The sequence below is a fragment of the Candidatus Electronema sp. JC genome (assembly GCF_048287365.2).
Classification (GTDB): Bacteria; Desulfobacterota; Desulfobulbia; order Desulfobulbales; family Desulfobulbaceae; genus Electronema.
Window position 1 is genome coordinate 1 of the sequence record NZ_JBLWEM020000061.1, and the last position, 16502, is coordinate 16502.

14 protein-coding genes are annotated in these 16502 nt (G+C 57.0%); 8 read left to right on the forward strand and 6 right to left on the reverse strand.

The features are described 5' to 3' along the window. Nucleotides 1-121: 121 nt before the first annotated feature. Nucleotides 122-250 (reverse strand): hypothetical protein, encoded by a 129-nt coding sequence (locus ACNKH3_RS09775; RefSeq protein ID WP_420209094.1) that lies wholly within the window; start codon nt 248-250, stop codon nt 122-124. A gap of 260 nt (nt 251-510) precedes the next feature. Between ACNKH3_RS09775 and ACNKH3_RS09780 the strand changes: the two genes are divergently transcribed. Continuing rightward, nucleotides 511-636, forward strand: coding sequence for a PHP domain-containing protein (locus tag ACNKH3_RS09780; RefSeq protein ID WP_420209095.1), 126 nt, complete (start codon nt 511-513; stop codon nt 634-636). A gap of 36 nt (nt 637-672) precedes the next feature. On the opposite strand, the gene ACNKH3_RS09785 is transcribed toward ACNKH3_RS09780, so the two are convergent. Further along, on the reverse strand, nt 673-948 hold the full coding sequence (locus ACNKH3_RS09785) for a helix-turn-helix domain-containing protein (protein ID WP_420209096.1): 276 nt from the start codon (nt 946-948) through the stop codon (nt 673-675). After that, nucleotides 945-1253, reverse strand: a complete 309-nt coding sequence (locus tag ACNKH3_RS09790; RefSeq protein WP_420209097.1) for a type II toxin-antitoxin system RelE/ParE family toxin — start codon at nt 1251-1253, stop codon at nt 945-947. The genes ACNKH3_RS09785 and ACNKH3_RS09790 overlap by 4 nt, the downstream gene beginning before the upstream one ends. A gap of 192 nt (nt 1254-1445) precedes the next feature. On the opposite strand from ACNKH3_RS09790, the gene ACNKH3_RS09795 reads away from it, so the two are divergent. From ACNKH3_RS09795 to aroA, 6 genes are all read left to right on the forward strand, one after another. Beyond that, nucleotides 1446-3539 (forward strand): DUF262 domain-containing protein, encoded by a 2094-nt coding sequence (locus ACNKH3_RS09795; protein ID WP_420209098.1) that lies wholly within the window; start codon nt 1446-1448, stop codon nt 3537-3539. 566 nt (nt 3540-4105) lie between these two features. After that, on the forward strand, nt 4106-4501 hold the full coding sequence (locus tag ACNKH3_RS09800) for a hypothetical protein (RefSeq protein ID WP_420209099.1): 396 nt from the start codon (nt 4106-4108) through the stop codon (nt 4499-4501). Between the two features lie 13 nt (nt 4502-4514). Then, the gene (locus tag ACNKH3_RS09805; protein ID WP_420209100.1) at nt 4515-4793 is read left to right on the forward strand and encodes a hypothetical protein; all 279 of its coding nucleotides are present in this window, start codon (nt 4515-4517) and stop codon (nt 4791-4793) included. Further along, a complete protein-coding gene (locus ACNKH3_RS09810; RefSeq protein WP_420209101.1) occupies nt 4790-5203 on the forward strand; it encodes a type II toxin-antitoxin system VapC family toxin in 414 nt (137 codons plus the stop codon). Before ACNKH3_RS09805 ends, ACNKH3_RS09810 begins: the two co-directional genes overlap by 4 nt. A 42-nt stretch (nt 5204-5245) precedes the next feature. After that, nucleotides 5246-10084 (forward strand): DNA polymerase III subunit alpha, encoded by a 4839-nt coding sequence (dnaE, locus tag ACNKH3_RS09815; RefSeq protein WP_420209102.1) that lies wholly within the window; start codon nt 5246-5248, stop codon nt 10082-10084. 62 nt (nt 10085-10146) lie between these two features. Beyond that, nucleotides 10147-11424 carry a 3-phosphoshikimate 1-carboxyvinyltransferase gene (aroA, locus tag ACNKH3_RS09820; protein ID WP_420209103.1) on the forward strand — a complete coding sequence of 426 codons (1278 nt, stop codon included), beginning with the start codon at nt 10147-10149 and terminating at the stop codon, nt 11422-11424. Nucleotides 11425-11429: 5 nt separating this feature from the next. Here aroA and ACNKH3_RS09825 read toward each other — a convergent pair whose 3' ends face one another. From ACNKH3_RS09825 to ACNKH3_RS09835, 3 genes are read right to left on the reverse strand one after another with little or no spacing between them, the layout of a single operon-like run. Beyond that, nucleotides 11430-12416 (reverse strand): Gfo/Idh/MocA family oxidoreductase, encoded by a 987-nt coding sequence (locus ACNKH3_RS09825; protein ID WP_420209104.1) that lies wholly within the window; start codon nt 12414-12416, stop codon nt 11430-11432. 18 nt (nt 12417-12434) lie between these two features. Next, nucleotides 12435-13142 carry an ABC transporter ATP-binding protein gene (locus ACNKH3_RS09830; RefSeq protein WP_420209105.1) on the reverse strand — a complete coding sequence of 236 codons (708 nt, stop codon included), beginning with the start codon at nt 13140-13142 and terminating at the stop codon, nt 12435-12437. Nucleotides 13143-13152: 10 nt separating this feature from the next. Continuing rightward, complete coding sequence (locus tag ACNKH3_RS09835; RefSeq protein WP_420209106.1) at nt 13153-14799, reverse strand: AAA family ATPase; 1647 nt, start codon at nt 14797-14799, stop codon at nt 13153-13155. Nucleotides 14800-15069: 270 nt separating this feature from the next. Between ACNKH3_RS09835 and ACNKH3_RS09840 the strand changes: the two genes are divergently transcribed. Then, nucleotides 15070-16497, forward strand: coding sequence for a DUF4139 domain-containing protein (locus tag ACNKH3_RS09840; RefSeq protein WP_420209107.1), 1428 nt, complete (start codon nt 15070-15072; stop codon nt 16495-16497). Nucleotides 16498-16502: the final 5 nt, after the last annotated feature.

Sequence of the window (16502 nt, forward strand, 5' to 3'; positions counted from 1 at the left end):
GCGGACAATCCCTCCTTTGAAAGCCAAGCGGTGAAGGCGTACCCGAAAGTCCGCTTTTCGCTATTATATTGTTTTTAATGATAAATTCAATATATTTTTCAGGTGCGACCCGCCTTGTCACTCATAAATCACCATTACCCAAATTTTTTTTTTTTTTTGCAGACGTGCAAGAAAGCGCATCGAAACTGTCGGCTCGCAGCTGACAGGCCGCTCCAACGCCGATCACATCCGAGCGCACGATCTTTGGCATTTTCAACATCGGCTGATCCGTAAAATTTTGGCGCATACTGTCTGTGTTTTCGTTAAGTTATCTTGCAATCGACCTCCGCTTGATTTGGATGGGTTGGTTGCTGCATAAGAGTTGCACATTAGGTAGAGGGATTCCTCTATAATCAGCCCGTACTTTCCTTCACATGCCCCCCTTCACCCACTTGCACGTCCACACGCAGCATTTCATGCTCGACAGCCCATCCGCATCAGCGACCTGATTGAAAAAAAAGAAAATACAGCATGAACGCCATAGTTGTCACTGACCACGGGGCCATGTACGGCGCGCTGGAGTTCTACACCAAGGCGAAGAAGGCTGGGCTGCGAGCTGTACATCGTCGAGACCGACCCACCTTCTCTTGGCGATGAACGAGGACGGCTGCCGCAATCTGATGAAGCTGGCAGTCAAACCAGCACAACCTGAATACGCCGCCCAACGGCCTTGGCAAATTTTTCCAGCGTGGAAAGGCGGATGTCCTTTGCATGATTTTCCATTCTGGAAATGACGGACTTGGTTGTCTTGAGTTCGTTCGCAATTTGCTCTTGCGTCCGCCCAGCCTCTTTTCGCGCCTGTTTGAGGAGAATCCCTATCTGGAAGGTTTCCGCACGCTCTTCATAGTTTTCCCAGAATTCAGAATGATTCCGCATCCGTTTTGCTTTGTATTTTTGAAAATCGCTCATTGCAGTCCCTTTCGTGAAAAATAGTCCTTCTTGCGCTGCTCTGCTGTCTTGATTTCCTTTTGAGGAGTCTTCTGGCTCTTTTTGGTGAAGGCGTGATTGAGGACAATAAGCTGTTCGCCGTCAAAGAAACCTAAGAGACAGAAAATGTCATTGCCTTGCTGAATTCTGATCTCCCAGATGTCATCAGCGGCCTCCAGCTTTTTCAGAAATTTGCTGGGGACAAGCTCGAATTTCTTCACTATGTCGAGGACAAAGAAGACCTTTTCAGCCTGTTTGCCTGAAAGAGAGTCGAGGTATTCTTCCACAGGGCATTTGCCCGTTTCTGTTCGATAAAAAATTATTTCCCGCAGGGTGTCAGGTTAGCATGTTTGCGAATATTTGTCAACGGAGATCAGGCGGCTCTGGCGATGAACGAGGACGGCAGCCGCAACCTGTGAAGAGCTGGCCTGCCGCTTGGCCGCAGCGTAATCTTGACATGAGCTGACGGTGGTGGTTAAATGCACAAATGCGATTTTGTTGTTCGTCGCAATTCGATGATTTATATCAGCATTCCACAGAGGAGTATTTCAACAATGAAGGCAAGTGAAACAAAGTTCAGTAAAATCATTGAGGGCACTAATCAATATTTGATACCTCATTTTCAACGCCCATATACATGGAAGCAAAAAAATTGGGATACTCTTTGGAAAGATATTGAAATGCTGCTGAGCGAGGATGTTGTATCAACAGCATCCAGTGAGCATTTTATGGGAGCTATCGTAACGGCACCTGCGCATTCAGTGCCTGAGGGAGTCACAAAGTACCTATTAATTGATGGCCAGCAACGCGTAACAACATTACTGCTTCTCCTGACAGCTATTCGAGATCGTGCAAAGCAAATTGATGATTCTAAACTATCAAATCGTATTCACGAGCTGTATCTCACCAATCGCTACCAAGACGATCTTGATCAATACAAGTTGCTCCCAACTCAAGGTGATGAGTCAAAACACAATGATCGTGCCTCATTTATAAAAATTATTCTTGGCGAGGACAGCTCAACGGCAGGCGGTGCGTTGCATAACGCCTATCAATATTTCACACGCTTACTTCGGGATTTCTCAGCTGAAAAATTGAATACACTCGCCACCGCTATTTTAAGCCATATCTTTCTGGTTAGCATTACTCTTGAGCAAGATGATAATCATTACGCTATCTTTGAGAGCTTGAATGCGAAAGGAGAACCTCTTTCTCAGAGCGATCTTGTCAGAAACTTTTTCTTTATGAGAATAGATGATGCGTATCATGATTCCATTTATAAAGAAAAGTGGAGGCCTATGGAATGCTTGATTGAACGAGAGAATATGGAGATGTATCTCCGACATTTCCTTATTAAAGATGGTGCTATGGTTAAGGAAGCTGATGTCTATTATACGTTCAAGAAAAAAATTGAAGGCAACGGTCAAGCCGAATCGCTGCTTGATGAACTTGTCAAGTTTTCAAAATGTTATGTCAAATTTCTTGATGCCGAGCAGGAAAAATCTATTCAGGTGCGGGCGCGACTCGTGCGACTTCAGCGTTTGCGTGCTACAGTTTGTTATCCTTTCCTGCTTAATATCTTTGATGATCGTGCTACAAATCGCATTAGCGATCAAGAAGTAGTTGATATTTTAGATGTTATTGAGAATTTTATTGTGCGCAGATATGTGTGCGGAACAATTCGTGCGGAATTAAATGAAGTATTCACAGCACTATACAGGCAAGTCAGTCAGTTTTCAAAAATATTAGATGGCATCCGGGATGTCTTGGGCTCACGAAACTATCCGTCTGACCAAGAATTTTGCGAGAACCTCAAAACAAGGAAACTGTACTCTATAGGTGGCAGAGATACACGAGATCGTGCCAAACTCATTCTTGAGCAACTGGAAGCATATCTGGGAAATAAAGAGCCAGTCATAACGGACAAATTGACAATTGAGCATATTATGCCGCAGAAGCTCACCGCTTGGTGGAAGGAGCACTTGGGAAACGCTGCTGAAGAAACACACGAGATATATCTACATACCATTGGTAATCTTACACTGACTGGATACAACAGTGAACTTTCCAATGCAGAATTTTCCCGCAAGGTCATGTCGTTCAGGCAAAGCAACTTAGCACTCAACCGAGATATTGCAAATCTGGATTGCTGGACTCGCGATGAGATTGACGGGCGTGCAAAAACATTAGCCAATTATGCGCTCAAGGTCTGGCCAGACTTTGCCCCGAATATTTCCACTCGTCGGCAACCTTCATTTCGTGGTACCAGACCAAAGCAGCTGCTTGTGTTCGGAGAAACATTCGCTTGTAAGACTTGGCAAGACGTTCTTCGTATTACAATCACACAAATTTCAAAAAATGGTGATGAAACAACTCTTGAACAACTCATAAAAGAATTCCCACGTCATGTACGACGTTCTGCAACTGGTCTCAGGTCACCAAAGAGTATCAGTGATGATCTGTTTTATGAAAGTCATGGAACCGCAGATTCTATATATCGCCTCTGCTCACAAATTATTCAAGCTATTGGATATTCTTTTAATGAATGGCGCGTTGAAACAGAAGAAAGCTAATAACTCAATGGGCGAAACTAATTCATCATTTATTTTACATGCAGTATTCTATGTTTGACGGCGTAATCCGCATCGCGCGGCGTAAATACCGTTGATAGCGCAGGTGCTCCGCTTGGATCAAGCCTCTGCAAGCGAAAATACCGCTTGCTTTCTCCTTTCGCAGAGGTATACATTCGCTTGAATGCCTGTCTCGTGCAAAGCGAGAAAATATTCAGCCAAAACATGCAAAAAAGATGCTTCGCCGCCAGTCAACTTTCTGAAGATAACCTTTGTTCCTCGCGAGAGGAGGATTTTGTTAAACAAGAGTGCGTTCTATTCTGCCGAAAGTTTGCTTGAGTTTGAATCAAGCCTGCTCTATTCAAATTTAAGTTCTGTTTATTTAAACAGAATGTCTATTCATTTTAAATAGAACCTATTTCATTTAAACACAAGTAAGTTTTATTTTGAACAAAACCTGTTTCACTTAAACAAGAGGTCAGTCGCTTTTTAATCAAACGTCTTCTTTTCAACAAAGCGTCATGCCTTTCTTGAAAAGACATCAGATGCGCAACTAACAGGAGGCTGTGATGATCGGAGGAAACATAGCAAATCTGCTGCAAGAAGCAAGCAAGATCAAAGAGGCGATGGAGAAAATCGGCGAGGGGCTACCGGCAGGCATCTCAATTGCGGAGTTGGAGGCGAAGATCAATGCGCTGAAAACATCGACAAAAGCAGTGGACGCGATTAACGCCGAGCGGACGCAGATGGTCAATGTCAAGGCCGATGATGTCAAGACGCTGAATGAGTATCTCATAATCATCCGCTTGGCGATCAAGTCGCTGTGCGGGTTGAATTCATCGGAATACGAGATGGTTGGCGGCACAAGGGCCAGCGAACGGGGGGTGCCTTCTCCGTTTGCCTGTCAGCATTCGCCAGAGGTTGCAGCATGTTCAAGCAGCCCATTGTCGGTCATAAGCTTATGAAGGGGAGGTTGGAATGAATCCATCAATCGTCGCTAGGCGCAAGCTCATTGACGTGATCAACAATCTGCCGTCAGAAGTTCTGCCGGAACTGGCCAACTATTTATCCTATATTCAATTTAAAATTGCGCGGCCTGTGCAAAAGGAAAAATCGACATCTGGAAGCAGTTTTCTGCTTTCAATCGCCGGGCTTGGTGAGGCGGAAGAAAATTTGTCGCAATGCGATGAAGATATTCTGCAACAAGAGATTGACCCTGTTCGCGGCTGGGGACTTGACCGAAAAAGGAAACCGTGACTGCGCTGCTTGACACCAGTTTCCTGCTGGCAATGACAAACAGCAAAGACCACAATCACGCCCGTGTTCTTGATGTCGCCGCCAAGATCAGCGATAATCTGATTGTGCCGGTCACAGTGCTGCCTGAAGTCAGCTATCTGATCGGGTCGCGCTTGGGCCATAAAGCAATGCGGCAGTTTCTTGGCAATTTAGCCGCAAGCGATGTCGCTGTTGAGATGGTGACGAAAGACGATTTAAAACGGGTGACAGCAATATTGACCGAATATGCTGACAGCCGGTTAGATTTTGTTGATGCCACCATCGTTGCCCTTGCTGAACGGCTGAACATCACCCGCATTCTTACGCTTGACCGCCGTGATTTCACCATCATTCGGCCAAAACACCATCCGTATTTTGAGATTCTGCCGTAGATTCTATTCTGCGGCAGTGTCTTCCCTTCCTTGAGATAGAAAATGCCTTCCCCGTTCACCCACCTGCACGTCCACACGCAGTACTCCATGCTTGACGGTGCCATCCGCATCGGCGACCTGATTGAAAAGACGAAAGAATACGGCATGAACGCCGTGGCTGTCACCGACCACGGGGCCATGTACGGCGCGCTGGAGTTCTACACCAAAGCCAAGAAGGCCGGGCTGCGGCCCATCATCGGCTGCGAGCTGTACATCGCCGAGACCGACCACCTCATCCACGACAAGAGCGCGGGCCACAACTTCCACCTCGTCCTGCTGGCGATGAACGAGGACGGCTACCGCAACCTGATGAAGCTGGCTTCGGTGGCGCAGACCGCGGGCTTTTACTACAAGCCGCGTATTGACCGCAAGTTGCTGGCCGCGCACCACGAAGGATTGATCGCCCTTTCCGCCTGTCTGCATGGCGAGGTGCCTTGGCTGATCAGCCACAGCGGCATGGACGCGGCCCGGCAGAAGGCTCTGGAATTGCAGCAGCTCTTCGGCGACCGCCTCTACTTCGAGGTGCAGGAAAACGGCATCCCGGAGCAGACAAAGGTCAACACAGGCTTGCAGGAATTAGGCCATGATCTCGGCATCAAGCTGGTGGCCACCAACGACTGTCACTATCTCAACAAGGACGAAGCCTACGCCCACGAGGTGCTGCTCTGCATTCAGACCAGCAAGGTGATCAGCGATCCGGGCCGCTTCAAGTTCTCGACCGACGAGCTGTACTTCAAGCCACCGGAGGTGATGGCCCGCCAGTTTAGCTGGTGCCCGGAGGCCCTGAGCAATACGATGGAAGTGGCGGAACGCTGCGACCTCAAGCTGAAGTTCGGCGAGAACCACTTCCCCATTTTCCCGGTGCCTGCGGGCGAGTCGCTGGAAAGCCTCTTTGAGCACGCCTGCCGCGACGGGCTGGAGCAGCGGCTGGCTCTGCTGCGCGAGTTGCAGGAGGTCAGCCCGGAGCTGGAAGCGCAGTACCGCGAACGGCTGGAGATGGAGATCAAGGTCATCCAGAAGATGGGCTTCGCGGGCTATTTCCTTATTGTTGCGGATTTTATCAATTGGGCCAAGAGCAAGGGCATCCCTGTAGGCCCAGGTCGTGGTTCGGGGGCGGGCAGTCTCGCCGCCTACTGCATGGCGATCACCGACATTGACCCTATCCCCTACGGCCTGCTCTTCGAGCGCTTCCTCAACGTCGAGCGGGTCTCCATGCCCGACTTTGATGTGGACTTCTGCAAAGACCGGCGGGATGAGGTGATTGACTACGTCCGCCAACGTTATGGCGGCGATGCGCACGTGGCCCAGATAGTCGCCTACGGTTCGATGAAGGCGCGGGCCGTGCTGCGTGACGTGGGCCGGGTGCTGGAGATTCCTCTGCCGCAGGTTGACCGGATCGCCAAGCTGGTGCCGGAAGAGCTGAAGATCACCCTGAAGAAGGCGATTGACCAAGAGCCGCGCCTGCGCGACGCGATGCGGGAGGAGAGCATCCAGAAGCTGCTCAAGGTGGCGCAGACGCTGGAGGGGCTGGCCCGGCACAAGTCAACGCACGCCGCCGGGGTGGTGATCTCGCCCAAGCCGATGGTGGAGTATCTGCCCGTCTGCATTGGCCCGGACAAGGAGATCCTCACCCAATATGACATGAAATACACCGAGATGACCGGACTGATCAAGTTCGACTTCCTCGGATTGAAGACCCTGACCGTCATTGACCGCGCCCTGAAGCTGATCAAGCAGGACATCGGCCTTGAGGTGCAGCTCAGTAAAATCCCGACTGACGACCAGAAGACCTACGACCTGCTCTGCGCGGGCAGCAGCTTGGGCGTGTTCCAGCTCGAAAGCGACGGGATGCGCGAGCTGCTGATCAAGATGGCCCCGGAGCAGTTCACCGACCTCATCGCCCTTGTCGCGCTCTACCGGCCTGGCCCGCTCGACTCCGGCATGGTCGATCAGTTTGTCGAGACCAAGCATGGCCGCCGTCCTGCCGAGTACCCGCTGCCGCAGATCAAGGAGGTGCTGCGGGAGACCTACGGGGTCATCGTCTATCAAGAGCAGGTGATGAAAATCTCCAACATCCTCGCCTCCTACAGCCTCGGCGACGCGGACATCCTCCGCCGGGCTATGGGCAAGAAGATACCGGAGGAGATGGAGAAGGAGCGCGGCAAGTTCATGGCTGGAGCCAAGGTCAACGGCATCCCGGAGGAGCGGGCGGCGTATGTCTTTGACCTGATGGCGAAGTTTGCGGGGTATGGTTTTAACAAGTGCGTCGTGGGAGCCACCCGGCTGCTTGACGCAGAGACCGGCGAGTTGCTCACAGTTGAAGAGCTGCATCAGCAGCCGCGCCGCTTCATGGTGCACGCGCTTGGCGAGGACGGCAAGCTGCGTCCGCGCAAGGTGCTTGATGTCTTTGAGAATGGGATCAAGCCGGTCTTTGAGCTGCGGACAGCGCAGGGGCATCGCATTACGGCCACCGCCAATCATCCTTTCCGTACCCTTGACGGCTGGACACTGCTGGGCGATCTCAAGCCCGGCGACCGGATTGCCGCGCCACGCCGCTTGATTGTGCAGGGAGGTAAATGCTGGCCGCGTCATGAGCTGATTACGCTTGCTGGTCTGCTCGCCGAGGGGAACGTCTGCCACCCGTCCTCGCTCTACTTCTTCGGCAACGATGCAGTGCTGGTGCAGGACTTCGCCGCAGCCGCAGAGCAGTTCCCGGAGAGCAAGGCGCGGGTGTATCAGCGCAGCAACGGACGCTTCGAGGTCTGCGTGAACACGGGCCGCGACATGCGCTTCGGCAAGAAAGAGCGGAACGCAGAGGAGGAAGCTGCCCCGCCTGTCCGCTCCGGCGCATGGCACTGGGCTGAACAGCTTGGCATCTTAGGCAAGAAGGCCGTCGAGAAGGCTGTTCCGTCTGAGGTCTTCCTTCTGGCTGACGCGGACATCGAACTGTTCCTCGGCAGGCTCTGGGCAGGCGACGGCTTCATTGCTAATCACAACCAGTTCACGCCGTTCTATGCCACCTCGTCCTTCCAGCTCGCCTACGACGTGCAGACGCTGCTTCTGCGGCTGGGCATCCCAAGTGGTGTCCACGAGAAGCAGTTCCGTTACCGAGGGGAAATACGTCCGGGCTACACAGTGCATCTGGTTGGGGAAGGTTCGGCAGAGACCTTCCTCAGGCGTGTTGTCCCTCATGCGCTGGGGCGGGAACATCAGGCAGAGCAGCTCCGCCATCACCTTGAAGGAAAGCAGCCCGGCCTGACCTCGAAAGACACCGTTCCTGTAGAGGTGCGCACGTGGGTGGATGAGGTGCGCAGGGCCGCAGGTCTGACGTGGCGCGAGCTGGAGCAACGTTCCGGCGTGTGCATGAAGGAGTTCATGGGCAAAGGCTCTGCCGGGAAGCGCGGCTTCCGCCGCTCAACACTTGCCCGGCTGGCGAGCTTCTTCGCCTCAAGCCGCCTTGCTGAGATCGCCGAGTCCGACATCTTCTGGGACAGCGTGGTGTTCATTGAACCGCGCGGCGAGCAGCAGACTTACGATCTCACGGTAGAGGAAGACCACAACTTCGTGGCGGACGGCCTCATTGTCCACAACTCACACTCCGCCGCCTACGCCCTCGTTGCCTACCACACCGCCTACCTCAAGGCGCATTACCCGGCCCAGTTCCTTGCCGCGCTCCTCTCCTGCGACGTGGACAACACCGACAAGGTGGTGAGGTACATCAATGAATGCAGGCAGATGAGCATTGAGGTGCTGCCGCCGGACATCAACGAGTCCTACCATGACTTCACGGTTATCAAAGACCGCATCCGCTTTGGCTTGGCAGCGGTGAAGGGCGTGGGCGGCGCGGCCTTGGACTCGGTGATCGAGGAGCGGCGCAAGGCACCGTACACATCCTTGGCCGACTTCTGCGGGCGGGTGGATTCGAGCCGGGTCAACCGCAAGGTGCTGGAGAACCTGATCAAGGCCGGGGCCTTTGACTCCATGCGGGCCAAGCGGGCGCAGCTGATGGAGGTCTTGGATAAGACCATTGAGCAGGCCAAGACTGTGCAGCGCGACCGGATGAGCGGCCAGATGAGCCTTTTCGGCATGGGCGGGGGCGCGGCCAAGAGCGGGGCAGGCGCGGCGGCGGAGATCAAGCTGCCGGACGTGGAGGAGTGGGCACCGCTGGTTAAGCTCGGCTATGAGAAGGAGACGGTCGGCTTCTTCCTCACCGGCCACCCGCTCGACGGCGTGATAGACCATATCCGCTTGGTGGCCGACTCCGACCTTGCGGCGATGGAGAGCTGGAAAGACGGCCAGATCGTGCGGGTCGGCGGCCTGATCCAACGCTTCAAGGAGCACCGCTCAAAGAAGGGCGACCGCATGGCCTTCACGGTGCTGGAGGACATGACGGCCAGCGTCGAAGTGGTCGTCTTCCCGGAGACCTTTGCCAAGTGTTCGCACCTGCTTGGCAGCGAGCAGCCGCTGATCGTGCAGGGCAGCGTGCAGGTCAGCGAGCGCGGCGCGAACATCATCGCGGACAGCGTCCTGCCCCTGAATGAGGCGCTGGAACAGCTCATGGAGAAGGCGGTCATCCGGCTGCGGTCAGATCGGGTTGGGCGGCCTCAGCTCACCGCGCTGAAGGATTTGCTCTACCAGTTCCACGGCACCCTACCAATCAAGATCACCCTCCACTTCGACGGGCGCGGCGAGGCGGACATTGAGCCGCATCCTGACATGGCTGTCCGGCCTTGCGCGGACTTCTTCCAGCAGCTCAGGCAGCAGTTTGGCAAAGATTGTCTCATTGTGCAGACAAAGAAGGCCGAGGCGCGGAAGCGGAAGAGCGAAGGTCGAGAGCGGTGAGCGGTCGTCACCCTTGAACAAAACATTGACATCTAATGTGCAACTCTTTACACAGAAAAAAAATGATCAAAACCAGCCTCGTTCACTCCCTTGACGCAGTCGTCCGCGTTCCTGGCTCCAAGAGCCTCACTCAGCGCGCCCTGATCGCCGCCGCCTTGGCTGAGGGAGAATCTGTCCTGCTTGGCCCCTTGGCCAGCGAGGACACCCATTACACCATGACTGCCCTGCGCCAGATGGGCATCGCCATTGACGACAGCGATCCGGCGGCATGGCAGGTGCGCGGCTGCGGCGGCGCAATCCAAACTCCGGCGGAGGACATCTTCCTCGGCAACAACGGCACCGCCACCCGCTTTCTCACCTCGGTGGCCGCGTTGGGGCAAGGCCGCTTCCGCATCAGCGGCGGCGAGCGCATGGCGCAGCGGCCCATCGCCCCGCTCATGCAGGCCTTGCAGGGCTGGCAGGTGCGGATTGCCAGCGAGGCCGGCACCGGCTGCCCGCCGCTGCGCATTGACGCGGACGGACTTGCAGGCGGCCCAACCGTGCTGCCGGAGGGCAAGTCCAGCCAGTATCTCTCCTCGCTGCTGCTGGTCGCGCCCTATGCCAAGCAATCTGCCGAGCTGACCGTGCAGGGCGAGGTGCTGTCCAAGCCCTATGTGGAGATGACCTTGGCGGTGATGCGGGACTTCGGCATTCAGGTGGAAGCCGCGCCCTCACTGGCGCAGTTCCGCATTCCGCAGGGCTGCTATCAAGGAGCGCGCTATGCGGTGGAGGGCGACGCGTCCGGCGCGTCCTATTTCTGGGCCGCCGCAGCAGTGACAGGCGGAAGGGTGACAGTGGCCAACGTGCCCTCACCTTCTTTGCAGGGGGATGCGAACTTAGTGCGGCTGCTGGAGAAGATGGGCTGCGCAGTCAGCGCGGCGCAGGGCGGGATCACTGTGCAGGGGCCGCAGCTACTGCGCGGCATTGAGGCGGACATGGGTGACATGCCGGATGTCGCGCCGACGCTGGCGGTCGTGGCCGCCTTTGCTCAGGGAACCACGGTGATCAGCAACATCGCTCATTTGCGGATCAAGGAATGCGACCGCTTGGCGGTGATGGTGAGCGAGCTGCGCAAGCTGGGCGTGGAGGCCGAAGAAGAGCACGACCGGATGATCATCCACGGCAAGGGCGGCGCGGGCCTGCATGGCGCGGAGATCGCCACCTATGAGGACCACCGCATTGCCATGTGCTTTGCCGTGGCCGGGCTGCGTGTGCCGGGCGTGCGGATTCACGGCGAAGACTGCGTGGTCAAGTCCTTCCCTGACTTCTGGCAGCGGTGGCGGACGATGACGGCAGCCTGAGCGTGTCAGAGGCTGCTGCTGAAGCCGAAATTTCCTTCCGCGCTGAGAAGATGGGCGAAGCGGTCTTGGTTCTCGCGGATCTGCCGGATGACATCCAAGGCGATTGCCAAGGCCCGGCGGCCCTCGCGGCCTGAGACGGTGGGCTGCCGCCGCAGCCGGACGTTGCCGGCAAACTCGCGCAGTTCCAGCTCCAGCACGTCCTGCTCTTGAAAGGCGTGCTTGGCAATCTCTGGCAGAGGAAAGCCGCCGCCCTCCTGCTTGAGCCGCACCTCCATCACCTCTTTTTTGCCGAAATCCACGGCCAAGTAGCGGCCCGGCTGGAAGATCCGCATCTTGCGCACGCTGTCCAAGGAAATCCGGCTCACCGTGATGTTGGCGGTGCAGCCGTTCTCAAAGACAATGCGGGCGTTGGCGATGTCAGTGAGCTGCGTGACCACCGGCGCGCCCACCGTGTGAATGCTCTGAATCGGCGAATTGACCATCGACAGGATGATGTCAATGTCGTGAATCATCAGATCAAGAATCACGTCCACGTCCGTGCCCCGGTTTTTGAAAACCGAGAGCCGGTGCGCCTCAATGAAGAGCGGGTTTTTCAGCAAAGGCTGCACAGCTAAAACCGCCGGATTGAAGCGTTCCAGATGACCGACCTGCAAGATGAGCTGTTTCTCCTCGGCCAGCCGGATGAGCGCGTCCGCCTCGGCCAGCGTGACGGTCATCGGCTTTTCCAGCAGGATGTCAACGCCCCGCTCTAAGCAATCCAGAGCCACGCGGTGGTGATGCACGGTCGGTACGACGATGGAGACCGCGTCCGTCCGCTCCAGCAGCTCTTTATAATCGGTGAACGCTACTGTGCCGCATTCCTTGGCCACAGCCTCGGCCCGCGCCGGATCGACATCCGCCACTCCGATCAGCTCAACGCCATCCATCGCCGCGTATTTCTGCGCATGGAAGCGGCCCAGATAGCCGACTCCGATCACTCCGACCCGTATCATCTTGTCCTGTTTCATGCTTCAAATGCCGAGATAGGCTGTTTGCACTGCTTTGCTGCTGAGGAGGTTCGCCGCCGTGTCATGCAGGGTGATCCTGCCGTTTTCGAGCACATAGCCCCGGTCGGCGGTTTTCAGGGCTAAGCTGGCGTTCTGCTCGACCAAGAAAATGGCGGTGCCGTCTTCCTTGTTGATCTTGCGGATGATGTCAAAAATCTGTTTGGTGATCAGCGGCGCGAGGCCCATGGACGGCTCGTCCAAGAGGAGAAGCTGAGGCCGGGCCATCAGGGCGCGGCAGATGGCCAGCATCTGCTGCTCGCCGCCGGACAGGTTGCCGCCGGGCTGGCGGCGGCGTTGGGCGAGAATGGGAAAGAGGGCGTAACAATGCTCCATGTCCTGCCGGATCTGCGCCTTGTCGCGGCGGAGATAGGCCCCCAGCTCCAGATTCTCAGCCACGCTCAGGGCGGAAAATATCCGCCGTCCCTCCGGCACCTGGCTGATGCCAAGGGTGACGATCTTGTCCGGCGGCAGTCGCTGAACAGGCTGCCCCTTGAACAGAATCTCGCCGCTGCGGGGCGGCGTGATGCCGCAGACCGACATCAGCGTGGTGGATTTGCCCGCGCCGTTGGCCCCGATCAGGGTGATGATCTCGCCTGCGCCGATCCGCAGGCTGAGGTCATGCAGGACGTGGATCTTGCCGTGAAAGGTGTTGATGCCGCGCAGTTCGAGCATGGTCCGCCGCTCAGTTGCCCACTTTGCCCAAGGCTTCCGCCACAGGCAGGGCGGCGGGATGATGCTGCTTGCGCAAAAAGAGCGGCATCTGGCTCACGGCGGCCTGCGCCGCCTCCAAACTGTCGTAGCTGCCGTAGAAAATGAAGGTCGGCGAGGCTGGGCTGGGCCTGCGCAGCAGTTTGAGCTGGCGGCGGTGCTCAAGATATTCATCGCGGACTATCATTTCTTTGGCCGTTTCCCGCGAGGCCAAGGTGGCGAGCTGGATGGTGTAGCGGCCCGCGCTGCGGCTGTTGCGCAGCAGACCTCCTGCGGCCAGCAGCTCCTGATAGAGCTGATCCGCATTGACTGCGGCCCGTTCCGGCGCTGGCACTGGTGAGGACGGAACCGGCTCCGTCTTTTTCACTGCAGGCCGGGTTTTTCTCATGCCCGGACTGAGCCGCACAATTTCAGGCGGCAGCCGGGCAGAAGGAGGTGCTGCTGCGGATTCGGCCTCTGGACGGCTGGTTTCCGACGGTTCTTCTGGCGGCGGCGTGTTCAAGGACTCCTCTTCCGGCAGCGGCGCGGCGGCTTCCGCTGGTTCAGACGGCATGACAGCCTCCTCCTCCGTCATTGCAGCGGCAGGCTCTTCCGGCTCAGACGGCAGCTCAGGCTTTGAGTTCAGCTGAAGCTGCTCCGGGAGCAGCTCATCCGGTTTGACCGCCGGGGTTCCGGCGGCAACGAAGCGTTCCGCCGCCTCCTGTCCGCTGCGCCGCAGCTCGCCGCTGTAGCGGAAGAGCAAGGCGGCAAAGAGCAGCAGCACGGCGGCAGTCAGCAGCTTCCACGTTCTGCTGGAGAGAGCGGCCTTTTTTCTGTCCGTCCTGCTGGAAGCGCCGTTCTCCAAGGCGGTCACGTCCGCCGCCAGAACCGGGAAATAACGGTCGGCGGCGCAGACCCGCTGCAAGGCGGTGTCAGCCAGCAGATGCGTGGCGCGGAGATTGCCCTTCGTCAGCTCAGAAATCTTGCGCACGGCCTCGCCGCTGAAGGCCTTGCCGCTGTCGGCTGCGGACAGCCCGGCGGTTTTCAGGCGGAAGCTGAGGTAGGCGGCCAGCTCCTCCTCAGTCAGCGGTGCAAGCTGGTGGCTGGGCGGCATCTCGATGTCCGCGCAGTAGGCTTGCAGCTGGCTGATGCGCTCGTTGAGTGCCGGGCGGCCTGCAAGAACAACTTGGAGCGTCTGCTGCTCCGCCGCTGTGAAGACCGTGCGCAGCAGCCGCTCCAAGGCGGCGGGAAACATCAGCTCCGCCTGATCGATCAGGAGCAGGAACTTTTTCCCCTGCGCCTGGCATTGCTCCAGCAGGCGGCCCAGCCAAGCCGACATGTCCGCCTGCGGCGGCTGGCCCAGCTCTTGGCAGGCAGCCCGGAGCAGCTCGTCAAAAGAGCCTGCCGGGCTGGCGAGATAGACTGTTTGATATTCAGCAGGCAGGAGATGCGCCAGCAGCAGGCAGAACAGGCTTTTGCCGCTGCCCTCCGCGCCGGTCAGGCGGACGACCGGGCTGCCGTTCTGAAGCTCGGTGTAAATCCGCCGGAGCAGCGCGGTGCGGTCCGCTTCCGGGAAAAAAACATCCGTGTCCGGCTCCCCGGCAAAGGGCGGCTTGGCAAGGCCGAAATATTCAAGGTGCATGTTCGCTCAATGTTTTCCGATAGAAGCTGCGTCCTGCAAGGATGCGGCCGGGCTGCTGACAGACGTTGCTGTCTGATTGACACCTGCGGAAGGCTGACTCTGCCGGGGACATCTGCCTGTTATTATCAGACAGGAGCGCGGTTCTGTAAACATCTTTCTCTGGCTGGAGCAGTTTTTTCTGTTGCTTTCCAAGGGAACGCGGTATCATGCCGGAACGGATGCGATGTCCCGCTTTTCCTTTGTTTCTCAACCGATATTGAGAGGTGCGCCATGCTGAAACTTGCTTCCCTGCTTCCCCTGCTGATGGTTCCTGCCGCAGTGTCCGCCGCTGACGGCAAGACGGCTGAAACCGTCTCCGTCTTGGAAGATCAGACCGCTGTGGCTGTGACCATCTACAATCAGGACTTGGCCTTGGTGCGCGACAGCCGCAGCATCACGCTTGCGCCGGGCCAGCAGACGCTCGCCTTCCGCGAGGTCAGCGCCAAGATCAGGCCGGAGACAGCCCTGCTCGCCGCGCCCAGCATTCACGTCTTGGAGCAGAATTTTGAGTATGACCTGCTCACGCCGGAATCGCTGCTTGATAAATACGTGGGCCGAACGGTCAAGCTGATCAAAACGCACCCGACCAGCGGCGAAGAGGCGGCGGAAGATGCCACAGTTCTCAGCGCGGGCAGCGGCACAGTGCTCAAGGTTGGCGACCGCATTGAGGCTGGCGTGCCGGGCCGTTTGGTCTTCCCGGATGTGCCGGAGAACCTCCGCGACCGCCCGACGCTGACCATGCTGGTAGACAGCAAGGACGGCGGCAAGCAGGACGCTGTCCTCAGCTATCTGACCGGCGGGCTGTCGTGGAAGGCGGATTATGTGGCCGAGCTGGGAACGGACGATGCCAGCATCAACCTGAGCGGCTGGGTGACGCTGAACAACCAGAGCGGCGCAAGTTATCAGAATGCCAAGCTCCAGTTAGTGGCGGGTGACGTGAACCGTGCGCCGGAGCCGATGCAGCCAAGGATGATGCGGGCGTTGGCCGCGCCGATGGCGGAAATGTCGATGGACGCAGGCATGGCCGAAGAATCCATGTTCGAGTATCATCTCTACACTCTGGGCCGCCCGACCACCATCAAGGAGAAGCAGAGCAAGCAGGTCGCCCTGCTGCAAGCGGACGGCGTGAAGGTGAAGAAAGAGTTTGTCCTGCGCGGCGCGAACTATTATTATGGCAGTCAGGCAGGCGAGCTGGGCCGCAAGATGAAGGTCGGGGTCTTCTTGGAGCTGAAGAACGCCAAGGAGAACGGCGCGGGCCAGCCCTTGCCTGCGGGCGTGATGCGGGTGTACAAGAAGGACAGCTCCGGCAGCCTGCAGTTTGTCGGTGAAGACCGCATTGATCACACCCCGGAGAACGAGACTGTCCGCCTCAAGCTCGGTGAAGCCTTTGATGTGACTGCGAACAAGAAGCAGACCGACTTCAAAAAGGCGGCGTGGAGCAGCGGCACCGCTTATGAAAGCGCCTACGAGATTGAGCTGAAGAACGCCAAGGACGAGGCCGTGACCGTGAAGGTGACTGAGCCGGTGCCCGGCGACTGGCAGATGCTCGAAGAGTCCACGCCGCACAAGAAGGAAGCCGCAAACACGGCGGCCTGGGAGATCAAGGTGGAGCCGAAGGCCAGCTCTGTGCTGACGTGGCGGGTGCGGGTGAAATATTAGGCCGC